Origin of the sequence: Patulibacter americanus DSM 16676 (genome assembly GCF_000420025.1) — a bacterium.
In the GTDB taxonomy this organism is placed as follows: Bacteria; Actinomycetota; Thermoleophilia; order Solirubrobacterales; family Solirubrobacteraceae; genus Patulibacter; species Patulibacter americanus.
On sequence record NZ_ATUD01000001.1, the window covers coordinates 395,091 to 415,457 of the forward strand.

The window sequence follows — 20,367 nt, forward strand, 5'->3', positions numbered from 1 at the left end:
ACGTCACCGCCCCGTGGACGCTCAGGCATGGGCCAGAGGGGCCGTCTGCAGGGGCAGGCGGATCGTGAACGTCGTCCCGTGCCCGGGCTCGCTGTCGACCGCCAGCGTGCCGCCGTGCTGGTCGACCACGATGGACCGCGAGATCGCCAGGCCCTGCCCCGTGCCCTTGCCGACCTCCTTCGTGGTGAAGAACGGGTCGAAGATGCGGTCGCGGATCTCGGGCGCGATTCCGGCACCCGTGTCACGCACGGTGATCACGACGTCGTGGTCCTCGCGCCGGCTGCGCACGGTGATCGCGCCGCGTTCCGTCCCGTCCCGCTCCTCGATCGCGTGGGCCGCGTTGACGATGAGGTTGAGGAAGACCTGGTTCAGCTCGCCGACGTTGCAGACGACGGCGGGCAGCTCGGCTAGGTCCACCTCGAGCTCGGCGGCGTACTTGTACTCGTTCTGGGCGACGATGAACGTGGAGCGCAGCGCCTCGTTGAGGTCCGCCGGGGCGTGCTCTGCCTGCGGGGGCCGCCCGAACTGCCGCATCGCGCCGACGATGGCGCCGACCCGTCCCAGCCCGTCGTGCACGCGCTGCAGCGCGGCGGGGACGCGCTCGCGCAGGTACTCCAGGTCGACGTCCTCGGCCGCGTCCCGCACGCGGGCGCGCCGCTCGTCCGTCGCGTCCTGCAGGGACAGCGCCTCGAGCTCGGCGATCAGGGCGTCGGCGTCCGTCCAGGCGTCCGAGACGAAGCTGATGGAGTCGCCGACGAACTGCACCGGCGTGTTGATCTCGTGGGCGATCCCCGACGCGAGCTGGCCGATGGACTCGAGCCGTTGGGACAGCCGCAGCTCCTGCTCGATGCGCTCGCGCTCCACCTCGAGCGCCACGAGATCCGTGATGTCGGAGAACGTGCCGTCGACACGGACCACCCGGCCGTGGGCGTCGCGCACGAGGTGGCCTTCGTCCATCACCCAACGGACGTGCCCGTCGGCGTGCGTGATGGGATAGCGCGTGACGAGCGTGCCGCCCGAGCCCTCGAGCACGGTCAGGTGCTCGGCGACCTCGCCCCGGTGGTGGTCCGAGAGGAGACCCGCGTACGTGCGCTCCCCGTCGACGAAGTCGCTCGCCGGGTACCCCGTGATGTCGAGGATGCGGTCCGACACGAACTCCATGGGCCAGCCCTCGCCCACCCGACGCCGGTAGACGGCGCAGGGGATGTTGGTCACGAGCTCGCGGAACTCCCGCTCGCTGCGGCGGACCCGCCGCTCCTCGGAGCGCGTGCGCCGCAGGAGCAGGCCGAACGCGGCACCGAGCAGCAGCAGGACGCCGGCGGATCCGTAGGTCGACACGGCCTGGGAGCGCCGTGCCCGCGCGTCGTACACCTCGGCCGCGCGGGCGAGGACCAGCCGGGCCACGCCCTCCGTCGCCTCGGCGGCCTGGAGCAGGGCGAGGATGCCGGCCTGCTCCCGGTCGGCGGACGTCGTCTGCGTCATCGCCTGGAGCAGGGCCTCGTTCACCGCGAGGTTCGAGTCGATCTGCAGCCGGGCCGCCGCCAGCCCCGGCGGTGGATCGTGGGCCTGCAGCGCGTCGAGTGCCTCATCCACCCGGCGCGCGTTGGCCGTCATGAAGGCGCGGGCGCGCTGCGGGGTGCCGTCCGCCGTCGTGCGCGCGCGGAACGCGTCGCCCTGCAGGCGGCTGAGGGCCGCGAGGGCGTCACCCGTCCGTCCGCGGGCGTCGAGGTCGGCCTCCACGCGGCGCTGGAACGCGGTGATGGCCACGATCGCGACGACCGGCAGCACGAGGACGAGGACCGCCATGCGGGTCGTTCCTGACGACCGCCGGGGACGCCACGACCACCACCGCCGGGTGGGCGCGAGCGGACGCTCGCGGCGCGCGGCGCGGCCGCCTCGAGGCTCGGGCATGGCCTGATCGTCGGCGCGGACCGGCGCCCCTGTAGCTCTCGGGGCTGCGCACCCCACGTTCGTCGAGCCGCTCAAGGACGCCGTACGTGACGCCGATCACGAGGCCATGTCGACGGTCTCTCCTCCGCGCGCCCCCCGGGAGCACAAGCCGCGCGTCCTCTGCGTGGACGACGAGGTGCAGGTCCTCGAGGGGCTGAAGGACACGCTGCGGCGGAGCTTCGACGTGCGCGTCGCCGCGAGTGGCGCGGAGGGCCTCGAGCTGCTGCGCCGCGACCCCGAGTCCTTCTCCATCGTCATCTCCGACATGCGCATGCCGGTGATGCCGGGGTGGGCGTTCCTCCGCGAGGTCCGGCGCATCGCTCCGGACGCCGCCCGGATCCTGCTCACGGGCTACTCCGACGTCGACTCCGCCGCCCGCGCGGTCAACGACGGCCAGCTGTTCCGCTTCCTCACCAAGCCGTGCGGCCACGACGACCTGATGCGGGCGTGCGCAGCGGGCCTCGGCCACCACCGCGTCAGCTCCGCCGAGCGCGTGCTGCTCGAGGAGACGCTCCGCGGCAGCGTGCAGGCGCTCTCCGACGTCCTCGCGCTCTCCAGCCCCCTCGCCTTCGGCCGCTCGAACCGCGTCAAGCCCGTGCTCGCCCGGTTCGCCGACGCGATCCGCATGGACGACCGCTGGGAGCTCGAGGTCGCCGCGATGCTCGCCCCGATCGGGGCGATCACCCTGCCCGACGCCGTGGCCGAGAAGCTCTACGCCGGCCACCCGCTGAGCGCCGACGAGGAGACGATGGTCGCCCGGCTGCCCGAGGTGACCCGCGGCATCCTCGGCAACATCCCGCGGCTCGAGGGCGTGCTGAAGATCCTCGACGACGTCTACCTGCCCTTCGACGCCGAGGCCCAGGAGCGCCTGCCCGGCACCGCCGCCCGGCTGTTGCGCATCGTCTTCGACCACGACGTCCTCGAGAGCGCCGGGATGACCACGCAGGCCGCGCTCGACACCATGCGCGACCGCGACCGCAGCTACGACCCTGCGCTGCTCGAGACCTTCGGGCGCCTGTGCGGCGCCGCGGAGCGCGTCGGCATCCGCGACATCACGCTGGACGAGCTGCGCTCCGGCATGGTGCTCCTGCAGGACGTGCGCTCCGTCTCGGACGTGCTGCTCATCAGCCGCGGCCAGTCCGCCACGCCGGAGCTGCTGCTGCGGCTGCGCAACTTCCCGCAGGGCTACGTCCAGGAACCGATGCGGGTCGACACCCGGGCGCTGATGTCATGAAGCACGTCACCTTCGTCGACGACGACCCCGCCCTGCTCGAGGGTCTGCGCGACGCGCTGCGCTCGCGGCGGCGCGAGTGGCGGATGGATTTCGTCGACTCGGGCCCCGCCGCGCTGGCCGCGCTGGAGTCCCGCCCGTGCGACGTCATCGTCTCCGACCTCCAGATGCCGGGGATGGACGGCGCGGACCTGCTCAGCACCGTGGCCGAGCGGCTCCCGGACAGCGTCCGGATCGTGCTCTCGGGCGCCGCGTCGGAGTCGACCGTGGCGCGCGCCGCCGCCGTGGCTCACCGCCTGGTGGCCAAGCCGTGCGAGACCGCCGACCTCGTGCGGATCATCGAGCGGGCGTGCGCACTGCACGAGACGGCGGAGCGCGTCGGCCTGCGCCGGACGGCCGCCGGCGCCTCCGAGCTGCCCTCGGCCCCGCGGCTCTACACCGAGCTCACCGCGCTGCTCTCGGACCCCAACGCCTCCGTGGCCGACGCCGCCGAGATCGCCGCGCAGGACGTCGGGATCTCGGCCAAGGTGCTGCAGCTCGCGAACTCCTCCGTCTTCGGCACGCGCCGCCCGATCACGAGCGTGCGCGACGCGATCGCACTCGTCGGCCTGACCACGCTGCGCGTGCTCGCGCTGTCGGCGGGGGCGCTCATCGCCCTGGGCCAGGGCCGGGCGACACACGTTCCGGGGTTCTCGGTCGACGCGCTCCAGCGCCGCTCACTCCAGGTCGCGACCGTCGCCCAGCTCGTCCGCGGACGAGTGCCGGACGCCGACGACGCGTTCTCCGCCGGGCTGCTGCTCGACGTCGGGCTGCTCGTCTTCGCCACCCGGGAGCGGGCGCATCTCGCCGAGATCGTCGCGTCCGCCGCCGCCGAGGGCCACCCCGTCGGCGACGTGGAGCGGGGGCACGGGGACATCACCCACGCCGACGTCGGCGCGCACCTCCTGGCGCTGTGGGGGTTGCCGCCGGCCGTCGTCGACGCGGTCGCGCATCACGACGACCCGTGCGCGATCCCATCCCCGTCCTTCGACGTCGCCGCCGCCGCGCACCTGGCCGACGCGATCGTCGACACGCTCCACCCGGACCCGCTGCTGGGCAACGGCGGGCTCGCGGCCCTCAGCGACGACTACCTCGACGCGCTCGGCGTCCGCGACCGGCTGGACGGCTGGCTGGTCGAGGCCGAGGCGCTGCTCGGCCCGGCCTGCGGGACCGACGCGGCCCCGGCCGCGGCCTGAACCCGACTCAGCCCCCGAAGCGCTCCACCGCGCGCAGGGCGATGTCGCGGCGCAGCTGGCGGCCGTCGAACCCGATGCCCTGCGCCGCCGCGTAGGCGGCCTGGCGCGCTGCCGCGGGCGACTCGCCCAGTGCGGTGACGTTCAGCACGCGACCGCCGGCGGTGATCGGCCGGCCCTGGTCGTCCAGGCCCGTGCCCGCGTGCGTGACCTCGGCGCTCGACGGCACGCCGCCCAGGCCCTTGATGACGTCGCCCTTCGACGCGGACGCGGGGTAGCCGCGCGACGCGAGCACGAGCGTGACGGCCCAGCGGGGGTCCCACTCCAGGGGTGCCTCGGGCAGGCCGCCGTCCTCGGCGTCGGGGCCGCCGGCCGCGGCCGTCATCAGGGTCAGCAGGTCGCTCCGCAGGCGCGGCAGCACGGCCTGCGTCTCCGGGTCGCCGAAGCGGGTGTTGTACTCCAGCACCTGCACACCGCCCGTCTCCGCGTCGACCATGAGGCCGGCGTAGAGCACCCCGGTGAAGGGGGTGCCGCGGCGGGCGAGCTCGTCGACGATGGGCTGGTGGACCAGGGCCGAGATCGCGGCCACGCGCTCCGCGTCGACGCCGACGACGGGCGAGTAGCTGCCCATGCCGCCGGTGTTGGGGCCCTCGTCGCCCTCGAAGATCCGCTTGTAGTCCTGGGCCGGGGCCAGCGGAACGGCGCGCCGGCCGTCGCAGACCGCCAGCAGCGAGACCTCCTCGCCGCGGAGGAACTCCTCCACGACCACCGCGGCGTCGCCGAACTGGCCCTCCTCCAGCATGTCGACGAGGGTGGCGCGCGCCGTCTGCTCGTCCTCGGCGATCACGACGCCCTTGCCGGCGGCGAGGCCGTCGTACTTCAGGACGACGGGGTAGCCCGTGATCGCGGCCATGCCGGCGTCGACGGTGGTGACCGTCTCGTAGCCCGCGGTCGGCACGCCGGCGGCGAGCATGACCTCCTTGGCGAAGGCCTTCGAGCCCTCGAGCCGGGCGGCCGCGGCCGTCGGCCCGAACGCCGGGATCGCGGCCTCCTGCAGCGCGTCGACCAGGCCCGCCACCAGCGGCACCTCGGGGCCGACGACGACGAGGTCGACCGCCAGCTCCTGCGCCAGCCCGACGAGGGCGGCGACGTCCTCGACCGGCACGGCGTGCGTCTCGGCGTCCCGTGCGATCCCCGGGTTGCCGGGCGCGACGTGGACCTCCGGGCGCTCGGCGGACGTGCGGAGGAGGGCGCGGACGATCGCGTGCTCGCGACCCCCGGCCCCGACGACGAGAACCTTCGGCATGGGGGGCACGGTACCGGCCCCGCGCCCCGCCCTACGGCGCGGCGGTGCGGTCGCTGAAGAGCGCCGAGCTGCGGAGCTTGCCGTTCGCGATCACCGCGCGGGTCCAGGCGACGGTGTAGCGGCCGTCGGGCAACGCACCGATCGACGCGGAGCCGTAGGCGTTCGAGCGGTCCAGGAGCTGCGCGTCCGTGAACTGGTCGATCGTCTCGGGCGCGCCGAGCGGACCGGTGGCGGGCCGGAACGCGGCCTGCACGGCGACGCCGCGGTCGCCGTTGGAGCCGCCGATCGGGCGCTCCTGCTCGCGCACGAGGACGACGCCGGTCGTGGCGCCCGAGGCGTTGGCGACGGCGCCGTGGACCCGGCCGGCGGCCGCGATGTCGCGGATCGGGCTCAGGCCGCCCGTGGCCTCGGTCTCGGCCACGCGCGGGATGTCGTGCGCGGTGCCGTCGGCGACGCTGCCGACGGTCTGGTTCCACGCGAGGGTGACGCGGTTCTGCGTGTCGATCGCGGAGACGAGCGCGCCGCCGGGGGAGCGGACGGCGACCGTGCCCTTGTCGATCGGCTTGGGCACCGCGAAGCGCACGCGGTCGGTGTCGCGGGTGGTGGCGCGGACGACGTAGGGCTTCTCGTGCTCCGTGGCGACGTCCTGCTCGCCCCACGCCACGACGGCGCGGCCCTTCGCGCCGACGGCGACGGTGGCGCTGGGGAACCCGGGGCCGCCGCGGCGCAGCGTCTGCGGCTTGCCGAGCGTGCCCCGGCCCATGCTGAGCGAGCGGACGTAGAGCCGACGCGTCTTCTCGCTCGCGCCGGTCTGGTAGACGACGAGCGTGCGGCCACCCGGGCCGGTGGTGAGCGCGAGCAGGCGGCTGGACTGCGAGCCGCTGACCTGCAGGGGCTTGCCGAGGCGCACGCTGCTCGTGCCGCCCTTGCCCTCGCGCCACGCGACGTAGACGCGGACGACGCCGTCGTCGCCGACGTCGCTCCAGCCCATCGCCACGCTGCCCTTGACGTTGCCCGTGATCTTCGCCGGCTCGTCGAGCACGGCGTACCCGGACGAGCGCTGGCTGCCGAGCGTCGCGTCGCTCGTCTTGCCGACCGAGACGCCGAGGCGGTAGCGCGTGAGGGTGATCGTCCGCATGCCGCCCTTGCCGTCCGGCACGGTGCGGGAGACGGTGCCCAGCGACTTCTGGCGCGGGTAGACGACGCCGTCGCCGTTGAACGGCACGGGGTCCTCCGTCAGACCCGTCAGGGTGCGCAGCGCCCCCGCGGCGCCGTCGGCGCCGATGCCCATCAGGCGGGTGTTGACCGTCTTCTTGGCCCCGGCGCGGCGCGCGTTGACGAGCCGTGCACCGGTGCTGTCGACGGTCAGCCCCGTCACGCCGGCGTCCGTGTCCAGCTCGACCGCCGGGGTCCAGTCCGCCGACGCGAGAGTCGGGAGCGCGAGGGTCAGCGTCACGGTCGCCGTGGCGACGGCGGCTGAGCGCAGGGAGAGGACGGGGAACTGCTGCGGCACGAAGGCTCCAGGTGGGACGCGACTCGGGGGCGGGGCGGATGCCTCGCAACGGTCGACGGTAACGCACGTACCCGGGGGGCCACGCCGGTCGGCACCGCTGCCGCGGGCGCCACGCCGGTCCCGGTCGGCCCCACGCGGAGGGCCGACCGGCGGCCGCGGCTAGATGCCGGCGATGAAGTCGTCGACCGGGATCGCGGTCAGCGTCTCGAAGCTGCCGGTGCCGCGGGAGGACAGCTCGAGCGAGATCCGGGAGATCGTCTGCTCGTCCGGCGCCTCGACGACGTTGACGAAGTCGTACTGGCCGAGCACCGCCCACTGGGCCGTGACCTGGCCGCCGAGCGCCTCGACCTCCTTGTTGACCTCGCGAATGCGCTGCGGGTTGTTCTTGATCGTCTGCACGCCGTCGGGGGAGAGGCGGGTCAAGAGGACGTAGGTGGGCACCGGGGATCCCTCCAGGATCGATGGGTCGGGCCGCCGCGGGCGGACCGGGGACTCCCTCCCTTCTACCCGATCGGGTCGGCGGTGTGGGCACGACCGGTCCACCGGCCCGCCCCGCGACGTCGGCGACGTACGCCCCGGTCCCCTACGATCCGCCGCATGTGGAGCCGGAGCGCGTGGACGCGGCCGCGGATCGCGCTGCTCGCGGCCGCGATCGTGCTCGCCCTCCTGGCGCTCGGCCAGCTCGTGCTGCCGAGCATCGCGGCCGACCGCGTGCGGGCCGAGCTCGGCGACGACCGCGCCCAGGTCGACATCGCGGCGTTCCCGGCCTGGAAGCTCGTGCTCGGCCAGGCCGACCGCCTGGACGTGTCGACGCCGACGGTCGCCGCGAAGGGCCCGACGCCGCTCGGCGACCTGCTCGAGCGGGCGAAGGACGTGGGCCGAACGGACGCCCGCATCGGCACGATCGCCATCGACGAGCTGCGGCTGCGCGACGTGCGCGTGCGCATCGCCGACGGGCAGGTGCGGACGGACGCCTCCCTGTCGGTCCGGGCGCTGGCGGCGATGGTCCCCGGCGGCGGCGACCTGACGCCCCTGCCCCCGGGAACCGACGGCCGTCCCCGGTTCTCCGCGCGCGTCGGCGTGCTCGGGGTCTCGGCCGAGATCCCGGTCGCCGTCGGCGCGGTCGACGGGCGGGTCGAGGTCCGCCCGGAGGAGGGCCTGGCCTCGGCCGTGGCCGTCACCGTGTTCGAGGATCCCGGCCTGCGCGTGGAGTCCGTCACCGGCTCCGTCGCGGGCGACACCCTCCGCATCGCCTTCTCCGGCGTGCTGACCTGAGGACCGGCATGGCCCGCGACCGCACCCCTCGGGACGCCTTCGGGCGCCCGCTCGATCCCGACGCGGACTTCGGCCTGGGCCGGGTCGCGCCGGACACCGCGCCCGCCGCGACCCCGGCTGCGGCGACCGGGACGGACGCCGCGCGCCCGACGCCCTCCGCGGCGACGGAGGGCATCGAGCGGCCGCGCCGCTGGGAGGAGCGGGCGGCAGACCCGGCGGACGCCCACGCCGGCAACCCGCAGGCGACGGTCGCCCTCGTCCTCGGGGTGTTGGGCGTCGTCGCCCTCCCGTACGTGCTCTCGATCCTGGCGATCGTCCTCGCGAACCGGGCGGACCAGGTGGCCGACGCGCTGCCCGGCGCGCCGGGACGGTCCAGCGCCCGGACCGGTCGCGTCCTGGGCTACGTCGGCCTGGGGCTGTGGACCATCGTCCCGCTGCTGGCGCTCCTCCTCGCGGCGTCCGCGGTGAGCGGCGCGGTCTGACCCGTCGCCTGCGGCGACGGCGACCACCCGGACCGTCGCAGCGTCACCCGGCCAAGCCGGACGGCCTCGGCTGCGCCATGCGGCCAATCACGACAGGCCCCGACAGGCGTACGCTGCACGGCAGTGATCGAGAAGTCCTTCGACCCCGCCACCGAGCTCACGCGGACCGTGCCGATGCCGGCCGAGCACCGCCTGTGTCCCGGTGCGGGCGCCTCCCTCCTGCTGGACGGGTTCCGCATCGTCGGCGTCGCCGCCGACCTGCCCGTGCGCCACGGCCGCCGCGCGACCGTCCGCGGCCGGCAGATCGCGGTCTTCCGGCTCGGCGAGCGCTACGCCGCCATCGAGCGCACGTGCCCGCACGACCACATCGACCCGTTCGACGGCCGCGTCGTCGACGGGCACCTCACCTGCCCGACCCACGGCTGGAGCGTCGACTCGTGGTCCGGCGCCGACGCCCACGGTGGCCCGCCGGTGCGGGTGCACACCGCCGTCGAGCGCGACGGCCTGCTCTACGTGCGGCTGACCGAGGGCTGAGGGCGGCGCGGGCCGAGCGCCGGCAGGCGACGCCCGGTCCCCGCCCGCGGCCGCCGGCAGCACTGTCCACGGGCGGACGGCGGAAGGCCGCTCAGCGGCGCACGACGCGGACGACGTGGCCGTCGGCCGCGCGCCACACCGTCCGGGACGCGAACGCGTCCCCGGCACCGCGGGGCACCCGGACGGAGAACACGCCCTCCTGCACCGGGGCCGTGACGACCTCGCGGCGGGGGAAGACCGTCGGCTTGTAGTACGCGCCGCGGCTCACGCGCTTGGGGAACGTCATCTCGACCGACGCGACACCGTCCGGGACGAGGCCGGTGACCTGGGAGCGGTCGTCGCCACCGGTCGACATGACGTTGCCGTGCGTCAGGAAGAACCCGAAACGCCCTCCGCCGCCACCGCCGCCCAGCCCGCCGTCCGCGGCCCGGGCGAAGAGGAACACCTCGTCGTACGGCTCCCGCGGCTCCTCCGCGAACCGCCGCTCCTGCCGCCGGACGGCGGCGTACGTCTTCAGCGTCCGCGAGCGCAGGCGCCTGCTCGACGTCGCCGTCGTGCGCAGCAGCCGCGCGTGCACCGCGTCGGCGCACGAGGCCGGCCGCGGCGTCGGCGGCGTCGCCCGCGCCGGCACGATCACGAACTGCTTGCCGTTCGGCGCGGTGACTGTCCGGGTGTGGTCGACGTAGATGTCGTCCCCCATGCCCGGGAGGCGCCCGTCCTCGGGGATCCGGTCCGCGTCGGTCTGCGGGCGGCGGAGCGCCGCGATCGCCCCGGTGACCTCCGCGCCGGGGGCATCGTGGGTGATCCGCGATCCGCGATCGGGCGAGGGCCAGCGACACGCCTTCCGCGCGGCCCGGACGGCCGCGTCCGCGCGGTTGATCAGGTCGAGCGCCTGCTGACTCTCCTCCAGGGCGCGCGCCGCGGCAGGGCTCTTCGGCTCGAGCCGGCCGCTCTGCGCAGCGGCGACGCCGGGAGCGACGGTGCAGGCGAGCACCGCGGAGACGACGAGGGCACGGCGCGGTGCGCCGGGGAACTGGGACATGGGGACCTCTCCTGGGACGTGCGGCCGTCACGCGCGACCGCGTGGACGTTGTACCCCATCCGTCCCCGCTCCGGCGCACCCTGCCGGACACCGTCCGGCATCACTGCACCCCGCGACGCGCGGCTGGACGCCCGCCGCGCCGCCCAACGCGACGCCGCCCAACGCGACGCCGCCCAACGCGACGCCGCCAGCGCGACGCCGTTCAGCGCGACGCCGTTCAGCGGCGCAGCAGGCGAACGGCGTGCGTGAGCACCGGAGAGAGGACCGGCAGCGCCTCGGCCGCGGCCTTCGGCGTGCCCGGCAGGTTGACCACGAGCGTGCGGCCGCGGATCGCCGCGACGCCACGCGACAGCGGCCACGCGTGCGTGTGCTCGCGGGACTCGAGCCGCAGGGCCTCGGCGATGCCGGGCACCTGGCGGTCGCAGGCGGCGAGGGTGGCCTCGGGCGTCACGTCGTCGACGGTGCAGCCCGTGCCGCCGGCGGTGAGCACGAGGTCGCAGCCGTGCTCGTCGGCGAACCGCCGCAGCGCGCCCGCGATGGCGTCGTGCTCGTCACGCACGCGCTCCTCCACGATCGCCGTGGCGCCGAGGTCCGACGCGAGGGCGCGTAGGGCGAGGGTGCCCGGGTCGTCCGGCGGCCCGTCGGCGCGCGAGGTGCTGACCGTGAGCAGCCCGGCCCGGACCGGCGGATCGAGCGGCTTGGCCTTGTCGCGCGCGCCCGGGGCGGCCTGCGCGGGGGACGCCGGCGACGCGGCCGCGTCGGCCTGCGCCTGCGTGGCGTGGGGGGCGGACGCGGCAGCGACGGCGGACGACGACGCGCCGGACGACGCGGGACCCGCGGGGTCCGTGGACGCCTCGGGGTCCGTGGACGCCGCGGCCTGGTGGGCGAGGCCGGCCGAGGTCCCGTCGCCCGCCCGGAAGCCCGGCTCCCACGGCGCCGGGCCGGTGAAGTCGCCCGTGCGCCCGCCGCTCTTGTGGACCAGGCCGACGGGGCCGACGGCGATGCCCCGCTCGACGCCCTTGACCATGTCGTAGACGTTGATCGCGGCGACGAGCGCGGCGGTCATCGCCTCGATCTCGACGCCGGTGGTGCCGACCGTCCGGGCCTCGGCGGTGATCCGCACCTGGCCGGCCTCGGGGACGACCTCGGCGCGGACGTCGACCTTCGTCAGCGGCAGCGGGTGCGCGAGGGGGACGAGGTCGGGGACGCGCTTGGCGGCCGTGATGCCGGCGATCCGCGCGACGCCGAGGACGTCGCCCTTCGGCAGGTCGCCGCGCTGGATCAGCGCCGCGGTCTCCGGCGTCGTGGAGAGCAGCGCTGCCGCAACGGCCCGGCGCTCGGTGACGGCCTTCCCGCCGACGTCGACCATCGTCGCGCCGCCGTCCGGGCGCAGGTGGGGCAGCAGGCCGCCGGGGTGCCGCTCGCCGGCCTCACCCGACGCGCCTCCCGTGGTCGGGGCGTCGGCCGGCGCGGTCTCGGGTGAGGACCCGGCCGTCGCGGCGTCCCCGGACGCGGTGTCCGCGGAGGGGGCGGCGGCCGGCCCCGGCAGCGTCCCCGCGACCCAGGCGCGCTCCTCGCCGTCGACCTCCTGCTTCCAGATCGGCGCCTCGGCCTTGATGCGGTCCAGCGCCTCGCGGGCGGCGGCGAACGCCTCGCCGCGGTGCGGGGCGGAGACCGCGACGACCACGGCGGCCTCGGGCCACGGCACCTCGCCCACACGGTGCTCGGCGGCGGCGGCGCAGGCCCCGTGCTTCTCGAGCACCTCGACCAGGATCGCGGCCATCCGCTCGCGGGCCATCTCCTCGTGCGCCTCGTAGTCGAGCTGCGGCACGTCGCGCGCCATGCCCGAGAACGTCACGATGCCGCCGGCCTCGCGGCGGGCGACGCGCGCGTGCAGCGCCGCCTGGTCGATCGGGGTGGCCGTCACGTCGGCGTGGATCGGGGCCCCCGCGTCGCGGCCTCCGGCGTGCGTCGCGTCGGTCAGGTCGGCCGGACTCGCCGCGCCCTCCGCATCCGGGCCCGCGCCGCCGCTCACGGGCGGGATCAGGGCGAGCTCGTCGCCGTCGCCGAGAACCGTCTCCGGCGCGGAGTACTCCCGGTTGACGGCCAGCACCATCGCAGCGTCCCCGCCGGGCCCGTCCACGCCGAGCGCCGCCCACAGCGCGTCGCGGGCCGCCCCCGCGGTCGCGCCGGCGGGCACCTCGAGCGTCGTGCGCGCCGTCCCCGCGTGTTCGCGCAGGCCGGCGAAGAGCCGCACGTCGATCCGGATGGTGTCGGCGCTCATCGGGGGCGGCGGTCCTCGGTCGGGGTCATCGCGGCGGATGGTCGTGGACGGAGCCCCACGCGTGCGCCCAGCCGTCGGAGGGGTCCAGCGGCACGACGTCGACGACCGTCCCGGCCTGGAGCTCCTCCTCCGGCGGCACGATCGCCAGGGCGTTGGCCTGCCCCAGCGAGCCGAGCAGGTGCGAGCCCTGGCCCTCGAGGATCGACACCGCCAGCGTGCCCTCGGTGTAGACCGAGACGCAGGCGCGGCGGGCGGCGGTGCGGCCCGGCAGGCCCGTCGTCGGCGCGGTCAGGCGCCCGCGGAGCGGCGCTACCGGCGGGCGGCCCAGCGCGGCGTCGAGCGCGGCGCGTACGAGCAGGGTGGCGGTGACGAAGACGGACGCCGGGTTGCCGGGCAGGCCGAAGACGACCCGCTCACGGCGGTCCCCGGCGGCGGAGCCCTCGCCCGCCGGCAGCGCCCCCAGCCACGTCGGCTTGCCCGGCTGCAGGGCGATGCGGAACGCGTCCTGCCGCGCGCCGAGGGCCTCCAGCGCCGGGCGCACGTGGTCGTGCGGGCCCATGGACAGGCCGCCGCCGATGACGAGGATGTCGCCGGTGGCGGCGGCGATGGCGGCGCGCGTGGCCTCGCGGTCGTCGGGCAGGCCGATCGTCTCGCACACCTCGCCGCCCCAGGCGCGGACGAGCGCCGGGACGACGACGCCGTTGACGTCGTGCACCGCACCCGGCGGCAGCTCGGCGTCGGGTCCGGCGCCGCGCACGACCTCGTCGCCCGTCATCAGCACCGAGACCCGCGGACGACGGCGGACGGGCACGTGGACGAACCCCGAGCCGGAGAGCGGCGCCAGGTGGTGCGGCTCGATCCGCGTGCCCGCGAGGACGATGACGGCGCCCGCGCGCAGGTCGGTGCCGGCGTCGCGGATCGCGGCGCCCACGGCGACGGGGGCGGCGAAGCGGGCGGTGGGGCCGTCCTCCTCCACCACCTCGTAGGGGACGACCGCGTCGGCCCCGGCGGGGATGACGCCGCCCGTCGCGATGCGGATGGTCTGCCCGGGGCGCAGCTCGCGGTCCGCGGGCTCGCCGGCGCGGGACTCCGCCACGATCTCGAGCTCGGCGGGCGCCTCGGCGCTCGCCCCCTCGAGGTCGGCGGCGCGGAGCGCGAAGCCGTCCATCGCCGAGCTGGCGAAGGCGGGGAGCGCGCGCGGGGCGACCACGTCGGCGTGGAGCGTGCGGCCGACGGCGTCGAGCAGCGGCACGTCCTCGCCCGGCAGGCGCAGCCCCTCGCCGAGGCGGCGGGCGACCCGTATCGCGTCGTCCAGGGGCGTGAGCGGGGTGCGGGACGCCGCCGCGGCGGCCGCGGCGCTCGTCGGCGCGGGCGTCCCCGGGGCGGGCGTCCCCGGGCTCGGTGCCCCCGGGGTGGGCGGTCCGGCGGTCACGACCTCAGCCGCCGATGGCGCTCATGGGCCGCTCGGGCGGCCGGAATCCGGGCTTGTGCATCTCGTGGCCCCACTGCTTCGCCGCCACCGCGCCGCGGATCATCGCGACGAGGTCGTCGTCCGATGCGCCGGCGCGCAGGGCGCCGCGCAGGTCGGTCTCGTCGTGGGCGAAGAGGCAGGTGCGCAGCTGGCCGTCGGCGGTCAGCCGGATGCGGTCGCAGTCGCCGCAGAAGGACTCGGTGACGGAGGAGACGAAGCCGATCTCGCCGCCGCCGTCGCGGAACCGCCACACCCGGGCGGTCGAGGAGCGCTCGCGGGGCAGGGCGTCGACGGGCCACTGCTCGTGGATGATCGCCCGGACCTCCTCCCCCGTGAGCACGTGGTCCTCGGTCCACGCGCCGTCGGCGTCGAGCGGCATGACCTCGATGAACCGCAGCTGCAGGTCCCGCTCGCGGGCGAAGGCGACGAGGTCGACGGCCTCGTGCTCCGTGATCCCGCGCAGCGCGACGGCGTTGAGCTTGATCTTGATCCGGTCGCGGTACGGGTCCAGCGCCGCCAGGCCGTTCAGGACCGCCGGCAGGACATCGCGGCGCGTCAGCTCGGCGAAGCGCCGCGCGTGGACGGAGTCGATGGAGACGTTGAAGCGCTTGACCCCCGCGGCGACGAGCGCGTCGGCGTGGCGGTTGAGCAGCACGCCGTTCGTGGTCATCGAGATCTCGTCGATGCCCGGCACGGCGTCGATCCGCTCGATCAACGCGGGGAGATGCGACCGGGCGAGCGGCTCGCCGCCCGTGATGCGGACGGTCGTGACGCCCAGGCCGGCCAGCACCTCGACCAGGCGCACGGTCTCGTCGTCGTCGAGCCGCTCGTCCTTCGGCAGCCACGCGATCCCCGACTCGGGCAGGCAGTAGGTGCAGCGCAGGTTGCAGACGTCCGTGACCGACACGCGGAGGTCGCGGATCGCGCGGCCGAAGCCGTCGACGAGCGGGGCGGCGGAGGGCGTGGCGGCGGGTTCGGTCATGCGGGGCTCCGGGGACGGACGGACGCGGCCGTCGTGCCGAGGCCCGATTCTCGCAGACGCCCCTACCCGCTCCGGGCGGATTCGTCGCGACCCTTCGGCGGGGACGCTTCGCGCGGTGCGTCCTCGCGCAGCGCGCCGTCCCGCAGCACCAGCGTGCGCGCGCCGAGCCGGGTCGCGTCGTGGGGGTCGTGCGAGACCACGACCGCCGGGATGCGCAGCGTGGCGACGGCGCGGGCCAGCACGACCGCCGCCGCGTCGTGGGTCGCCGCGTCGAGCGCCGAGAACGGCTCGTCGAGGAGCAGCACCGTGGGACGCCGGGCCAGCGCGCGCGCCAGGGCGACCCGCTGCCGCTCGCCCCCGGAGAGGGCGGCGGGCCGGGCCTCCGCCCGGTGTCCCAGACCGAGCTCGTCGAGCAGGCCGAGCGCCGTCGCCCGCCGCGCCGCCCGCGGGCCCTCGTCGATCGCGAACGCCACGTTCCGCCAGGCGCTCAGGTGCGGCAGCAGCGCGCCCTCCTGCACGACGACGCCGACCCGCCGGTCGCGAGGGCGGCGGTCGACCCGGCGCTCGGCGTCGAACCACGCGGTCTCGCCGCACGAGATCCGGCCCCCCGTCGGGCGCAGCAGGCCGGCGAGCGCCCGCACCGCGGTGGTCTTCCCCGCGCCGGAGGGCCCCACGATCAGCACGGTCTCGCCGGGGGCCACCTCGAGCGCGACGTCGAGCTGCAGGGCACCGCGCGCCAGCCGCACGTCAGCCCGCAGCACCGGCCACCTCCCCCCGCGTCGCGAGCAGCCGGGCGACCACGAGCAGGAGCGCCGAGACGAGGACGAGGACCGCCGAGAGCGCGAGCGCGCCGGGGAAGTCCGTGCCGAACCGCGTGTAGACCTCGAGGGACGCCGTGCGCGTGACGCCCTGGAGCGAGCCGGCGAACATCAGCGTGGCGCCGAACTCGCCGAGCGCGCGCGCCAGCGTGAGCGTCGCCCCGGCGCCGAGGCCGGGGGCCGCAACCGGCACGGCGACGCGCAGGAACACCCCGGACTCGCGGGCCCCGGACAGGCGCGCCGCGTCGAGCACCGCGGGGTCGACCGCGCCGAACGCGGCCTGCGCCTGGCGCAGGTGGAACGGCCCGGCCACGAAGACGAGCGCGACCACGACGGCGGCGAAGGTCAGCGGCAACCGCAGCCCCGCGTCGTCGAGCGCCCCGCCCAGCAGCCCCTGCGGGCCGAACGCCGCGAGCAGCCCGATCCCGGCCACGGCCGGGGGCAGGACGAGGGGGAGCTCGAGCAGGCCGCTCAGCACCGTGCTCCCCCGGAACCGGGTCGTGGCCAGCAGGTACGCCGCCGGCGTGCCGACGACGACCACCAGGACGGTGGCGATCGCGGCGCCGGCGAGGCTGAGCGCGAGCGCCGTCAGCGACGACTCCGTGGTCAGCCCGTCCCACAGCCGCCCCGGTGCGGTGTCCGTGAGGATCGCGACGACGGGCAGGCCGAGCAGGAGCACGACGACGAGCAGCGCCGCACCGGTGACCGCGCCGAACGGCGATGGGCGCCGCCCGCGCACGGTCAACCGGCGTCCGCGGCGAGGAAGCCCGCCGTCCGCAACGCCGTCCCGCACGTCCCGGAGCGCAGGTCGCGGAGCAGCGCCCGTGCCGCCGCCGCGTGCTCCGTGCCGGACACCACCGCGCCCGCGTAGGACACGCGCGGGCGGAGCGCGGCGGGCAGCGCGACCGCCCGCACGGCGCCCTTCGTCGCGGCGACGTCGGTGCGGTAGACGAACGCGGCGTCGACCACGCCCTGCTGCAGCTTGGCCAGCACGCTCTTCACGTCGGGCTCCTCCGTGCGCACGTGCGCGAGGACGGCCCGGCGCTGGCGCTCCGGCAGGCGCTCGAGGGCGGTGCGCGTGTAAGCCCCGACGGGCACGGACGGCGCGCCGACGGCGAGGGTGAGGTCGCCGGGACGCTCGAGGTCGGCGAGGCCCGCGACCGCGGCGTCCCCCTCGGGAACGGCGAGGACGAGCTCGTTGCCGGCGAAGATCTCGGGGGCCTCCACCCGGCCCTCCTTCGCGAGCTCCGCCGGGAGCGCGGCGTTCGCGGCGGCGAAGAGATCGCCGCCGGCGCCCTGGCGGATCTGGGCGGCCAGCTCGTCGGAGCCGGCGAACGAGAGCCGCACCTTCGCGGGGGCGTAGTCGGCGGTGCACCGGGTCAGGGCGTCGGTCAGCGACGCGGCGGCCTGGACGGTGAGGGTCGGGCGGGAGCCGGCCGACCCGCCGGGCGCCGTGCCGCCGTCGTCGGACCCGCAGGCGCTCAGCCCGAGGGCCGCCACGGCGGTGAGGGCCAGGCCCCCCACGCGGTGGGCCGGCCGGGAGCCGGGCGCGGGGCCGGAAGCGGCCGGACGCCCGGCGGGGGTCGCTGGGCGCTGGCGCCTCACGCCCCGTCCCCCCGCTCGATCATCACGGAGGTCGACTTGACCATCGCCGTGGCGGGTACGCCCGGCGCCAGGCCGAGCTCCTCGACGGCGTCGCGCGTGACGACGGAGGTGATGCGGTGCGGGCCGGCCTCGATCTCGACGAGCGCCATGATGCCGTCGACCTCGACGGACAGGACCGTGCCGGGGAAGCGGTTGCGGGCCGAGACCGCGTCGCCCGTGCGGTGGCGCTCCGGCCGCGCGCTCAGCCGCGTGACCTCGTCGACCGGCACGCGCCGCCGGTTGCGCTCGTCGCGGGTGGTCGCGATCCGCCCCGCGGCGTCCCACCGCCGGAGCGTGTCGGGGCTGACGCCGAGCGCCTTCGCGGCCTCGCCGAGGGAGAGATCGTCGGCCATCGGTGCCTAAGCATTGCATAGGTACCGATGGGCTTGGCCTAGCGCAGCACGATCCCCGTCCAGCCGACGCTGGGCTGCCCGGCCTCGTCCGGGCCGAAGGCGAGGATCCGCTCGATGGCTGCGTCGTAGGAGGGCGACTGGAGCGCGGCCTGGGCCGCGTCGCCGAGCCGCAGCCGCTGCACCTTGCCCTTGCCCATGGGCACCCGCAGCGCGAGTGGCGCGCCGCGCTGCTGGTCCTGCGCGGTGATGACGGCCTTGCGGTCGCGCGAGAAGCCGAGGACGGTGACGGGGCGGGAGCCACCCTCGCTCGGGTGGGTCAGTCCCGTGCGGGTCCACGGGCCCCGAAGGGTGCCGAAGGCCAGCTCCTCGCGGGCGAAGATCGACGACGGATCGCCCTTCTCCGGCGCCCGGCTGGTGACCGCGATGCGGTGCACGTCGGCGTCGACGCCGAACCACGTCTCGCCCCGCGCCGACGTCCGGACCTTCGTCGCCCGCCCGACCGAGGTGCCCGCCAGCGGCGCGCGCCACAGGCTCGAGGTGTTCCGCGGCCCGACCCTCGCCGGGTGGACGACGGAGCACAGCCGCCCCGCGTCGATCGCCATGGCGCCGACCTGCAGGCCACGGCGGACGCTCGCCACCTTGCGCACCTGACCCGTGTTCAGCGCGACGAGCCGGAACTCGGTGCCGCCCGCGGCCGCCGCGGACGCGACGACGAGGACCGGGTCGCCCGCGGCGTCCTCGCCGAGCTCGACGTCGCGCAGACCCGACGCCTGCACGGGGAACTCGGCGACCTTGGCCGCCTGGCCGTCGCGGGGCGTCCACACCTCGGCGACGGGCGCCTGGGCGTCCGCGGGCGCGCCGAAGGTCACCCCGCGGACCACGACCCACGCGACGTGCCCGTTGCCCGCGGCGGTCGCCGCGAGGGTGTTCGGATCGGCCAGGCGGTCCGGGCCCGCCTGGGCCGCGAGGGGCTCGACGATCGTGCGCACCGCACCGTCGGCGGCGTGGGCGGAGGTGGCGAGGGCGCAGGACGCGACGAGCGCGCCGGCGACCGCGGCGGCGCGCGCCGCCCGGCGGGGCGCGCCCGTGGGACGGACCGGGCGGACGGCGGTGGCAGGGACGGGGGTGCTGACGGGACGGGACATGCCAGCAGGAACCCCGGGGGATCGCGAAAGTTGCTGCCCCACTCGTACACCGTTCACCCCGGGCCGCCGGGCGATCGGTGGGCGGCTCGGCGGGCGGGCCGGCCAGCGCCGCCGCCCGTCAGGCGGCCGCGCGCGCCGGGATCATCGGCGCGATCCCGTGGTGCTCGGCCAGGACGTCGCCGTTGAGCACGGCCGCGACGCGGGAGCCCTCGGCGACGGCCGTGGCCACCTGCGGCATCAGGGTCGAGACGTCGCCGGCCGCGTAGAGCCCCGGGACGGTGGTGCGGCCGAACCCGTCGACGTCGACCGCGCCGCGCTCGTCCAGCACCGCCCCGAGCTCCTCCGCCAGCCCGGTCCGCTGCGCCAGCGGCGTGAAGACGAGCAGGCCGTCGCGGGGCAGCTCGCCGCCGTCGGCGAAGACGACGGCGGACAGCTTGCCGTCCCGCGCCGTGACCCCGGCGACGGGGCGCTCGACGACCGGGATGCCCGCGGACCAGAGGACGGAGCGCTCCGCGTCGTCGAGCTCGGCCGGGCCGTCCGTGAGCAGCACGACGTCGCGGCTCCAGCCCTGCAGCAGCAGCGCGCGGTGCACGCCGTGGTCGGCGCCGAGCACGGCCAGCGCGCCGTCGCGGGCCTCCCAGCCGTGGCAGTACGGGCAGTGGAAGGCGGTGTCGCCCCAGAGCGGCGCCAGGCCGGGCAGGTCGGGTACGGCGTAGGTCATCCCCGTCGCGAGCACGACCCGCTCCGCGCGCACGACGTCGCCGTCGGCCGTGGAGAGGACGAACCCGCCGCCCTCCTCGGGGGCGCCGCCCGTGACCCGCGCGTCCCGCACCTCGACGGAGGGGTAGGCGCGCAGCTCCTCGCGGCCCTTGCGGTACAGCTCGGCGGGCGGCAGGCCGTCGTGGCCGAGCAGCCCGCCGATGCCGTGCGCCGGCCGGTTGCTCTGCTCACCCGCGTCGAGCACGAGGGTCCAGCGCCGCGCGCGGCCGAGCACGAGTGCGGCGCTGAGCCCGGCGGCGCCGCCCCCGACGATCACCACCTCCCAGCGCTCGTCGGCGGGTGCGTCCTGGCGATCGGTGTGCTCCATGACTCCATGGTGCTCCAG

19 protein-coding genes are annotated in these 20,367 nt (G+C 76.4%); 5 read left to right on the forward strand and 14 right to left on the reverse strand.

Going from position 1 to position 20,367, the window contains the following annotated elements; all coding sequences use genetic code 11:
• Window positions 1-21: 21 nt before the first annotated feature.
• Window positions 22-1,806, reverse strand: coding sequence for a sensor histidine kinase (locus F593_RS27615; protein ID WP_022927073.1), 1,785 nt, complete (start codon window positions 1,804-1,806; stop codon window positions 22-24).
• Between the two features lie 211 nt (window positions 1,807-2,017).
• Between F593_RS27615 and F593_RS0101925 the strand changes: the two genes are divergently transcribed.
• Both F593_RS0101925 and F593_RS29655 read left to right on the forward strand, forming a co-directional pair.
• On the forward strand, window positions 2,018-3,184 hold the full coding sequence (locus tag F593_RS0101925) for a response regulator (protein WP_022927074.1): 1,167 nt from the start codon (window positions 2,018-2,020) through the stop codon (window positions 3,182-3,184).
• Window positions 3,181-4,416 (forward strand): HDOD domain-containing protein, encoded by a 1,236-nt coding sequence (locus F593_RS29655; RefSeq protein WP_022927075.1) that lies wholly within the window; start codon window positions 3,181-3,183, stop codon window positions 4,414-4,416. Before F593_RS0101925 ends, F593_RS29655 begins: the two co-directional genes overlap by 4 nt.
• A gap of 7 nt (window positions 4,417-4,423) precedes the next feature.
• Here F593_RS29655 and purD read toward each other — a convergent pair whose 3' ends face one another.
• The 3 genes from purD to F593_RS0101945 form a co-directional block, all read right to left on the reverse strand.
• The gene (gene purD, locus F593_RS0101935; protein ID WP_022927076.1) at window positions 4,424-5,719 is read right to left on the reverse strand and encodes a phosphoribosylamine--glycine ligase; all 1,296 of its coding nucleotides are present in this window, start codon (window positions 5,717-5,719) and stop codon (window positions 4,424-4,426) included.
• 31 nt (window positions 5,720-5,750) lie between these two features.
• Window positions 5,751-7,232, reverse strand: a complete 1,482-nt coding sequence (locus F593_RS0101940; protein ID WP_022927077.1) for a hypothetical protein — start codon at window positions 7,230-7,232, stop codon at window positions 5,751-5,753.
• A gap of 159 nt (window positions 7,233-7,391) precedes the next feature.
• Window positions 7,392-7,673: a GYD domain-containing protein gene (locus tag F593_RS0101945; RefSeq protein WP_022927078.1), complete on the reverse strand. Its 282-nt coding sequence runs from the start codon at window positions 7,671-7,673 to the stop codon at window positions 7,392-7,394.
• Window positions 7,674-7,829: 156 nt separating this feature from the next.
• Here F593_RS0101945 and F593_RS0101950 point away from each other — a divergent pair, with 156 nt between their 5' ends.
• The 3 genes from F593_RS0101950 (at window position 7,830) to F593_RS0101960 (ending at window position 9,523) form a co-directional block, all read left to right on the forward strand.
• Window positions 7,830-8,507, forward strand: coding sequence for an AsmA family protein (locus tag F593_RS0101950; RefSeq protein ID WP_022927079.1), 678 nt, complete (start codon window positions 7,830-7,832; stop codon window positions 8,505-8,507).
• 8 nt (window positions 8,508-8,515) lie between these two features.
• The gene (locus F593_RS27620) at window positions 8,516-8,989 is read left to right on the forward strand and encodes a DUF4190 domain-containing protein (protein WP_022927080.1); all 474 of its coding nucleotides are present in this window, start codon (window positions 8,516-8,518) and stop codon (window positions 8,987-8,989) included.
• Between the two features lie 123 nt (window positions 8,990-9,112).
• A complete protein-coding gene (locus tag F593_RS0101960) occupies window positions 9,113-9,523 on the forward strand; it encodes a Rieske (2Fe-2S) protein (protein WP_022927081.1) in 411 nt (136 codons plus the stop codon).
• 91 nt (window positions 9,524-9,614) lie between these two features.
• On the opposite strand, the gene F593_RS0101965 is transcribed toward F593_RS0101960, so the two are convergent.
• From F593_RS0101965 to F593_RS0102010, 10 genes are all read right to left on the reverse strand, one after another.
• Window positions 9,615-10,565 carry a hypothetical protein gene (locus F593_RS0101965; protein ID WP_022927082.1) on the reverse strand — a complete coding sequence of 317 codons (951 nt, stop codon included), beginning with the start codon at window positions 10,563-10,565 and terminating at the stop codon, window positions 9,615-9,617.
• A 217-nt stretch (window positions 10,566-10,782) separates the two neighbouring features.
• A complete protein-coding gene (gene moaC, locus F593_RS29090) occupies window positions 10,783-12,849 on the reverse strand; it encodes a cyclic pyranopterin monophosphate synthase MoaC (RefSeq protein WP_022927083.1) in 2,067 nt (688 codons plus the stop codon).
• Between the two features lie 25 nt (window positions 12,850-12,874).
• Window positions 12,875-14,281: a molybdopterin molybdotransferase MoeA gene (locus tag F593_RS21675; RefSeq protein WP_022927084.1), complete on the reverse strand. Its 1,407-nt coding sequence runs from the start codon at window positions 14,279-14,281 to the stop codon at window positions 12,875-12,877.
• A gap of 4 nt (window positions 14,282-14,285) precedes the next feature.
• Entirely contained in the window at window positions 14,286-15,302 is a 1,017-nt protein-coding gene (gene moaA / locus F593_RS0101980) for a GTP 3',8-cyclase MoaA (RefSeq protein ID WP_022927085.1), read from the reverse strand.
• A gap of 62 nt (window positions 15,303-15,364) precedes the next feature.
• Window positions 15,365-16,063, reverse strand: coding sequence for an ATP-binding cassette domain-containing protein (locus F593_RS21680; protein ID WP_022927086.1), 699 nt, complete (start codon window positions 16,061-16,063; stop codon window positions 15,365-15,367).
• Window positions 16,050-16,859, reverse strand: a complete 810-nt coding sequence (locus tag F593_RS21685; RefSeq protein ID WP_022927087.1) for a molybdate ABC transporter permease subunit — start codon at window positions 16,857-16,859, stop codon at window positions 16,050-16,052. The genes F593_RS21680 and F593_RS21685 overlap by 14 nt, the downstream gene beginning before the upstream one ends.
• Before the next feature lie 2 nt (window positions 16,860-16,861).
• A complete protein-coding gene (gene modA / locus F593_RS21690) occupies window positions 16,862-17,644 on the reverse strand; it encodes a molybdate ABC transporter substrate-binding protein (RefSeq protein ID WP_022927088.1) in 783 nt (260 codons plus the stop codon).
• A gap of 77 nt (window positions 17,645-17,721) precedes the next feature.
• Complete coding sequence (locus tag F593_RS0102000; protein WP_022927089.1) at window positions 17,722-18,117, reverse strand: TOBE domain-containing protein; 396 nt, start codon at window positions 18,115-18,117, stop codon at window positions 17,722-17,724.
• A gap of 38 nt (window positions 18,118-18,155) precedes the next feature.
• Window positions 18,156-19,262, reverse strand: a complete 1,107-nt coding sequence (locus tag F593_RS0102005; protein WP_022927090.1) for a hypothetical protein — start codon at window positions 19,260-19,262, stop codon at window positions 18,156-18,158.
• Window positions 19,263-19,380: 118 nt separating this feature from the next.
• Window positions 19,381-20,349 carry an NAD(P)/FAD-dependent oxidoreductase gene (locus F593_RS0102010; RefSeq protein WP_022927091.1) on the reverse strand — a complete coding sequence of 323 codons (969 nt, stop codon included), beginning with the start codon at window positions 20,347-20,349 and terminating at the stop codon, window positions 19,381-19,383.
• Between the last annotated feature and the right edge of the window lie 18 nt (window positions 20,350-20,367).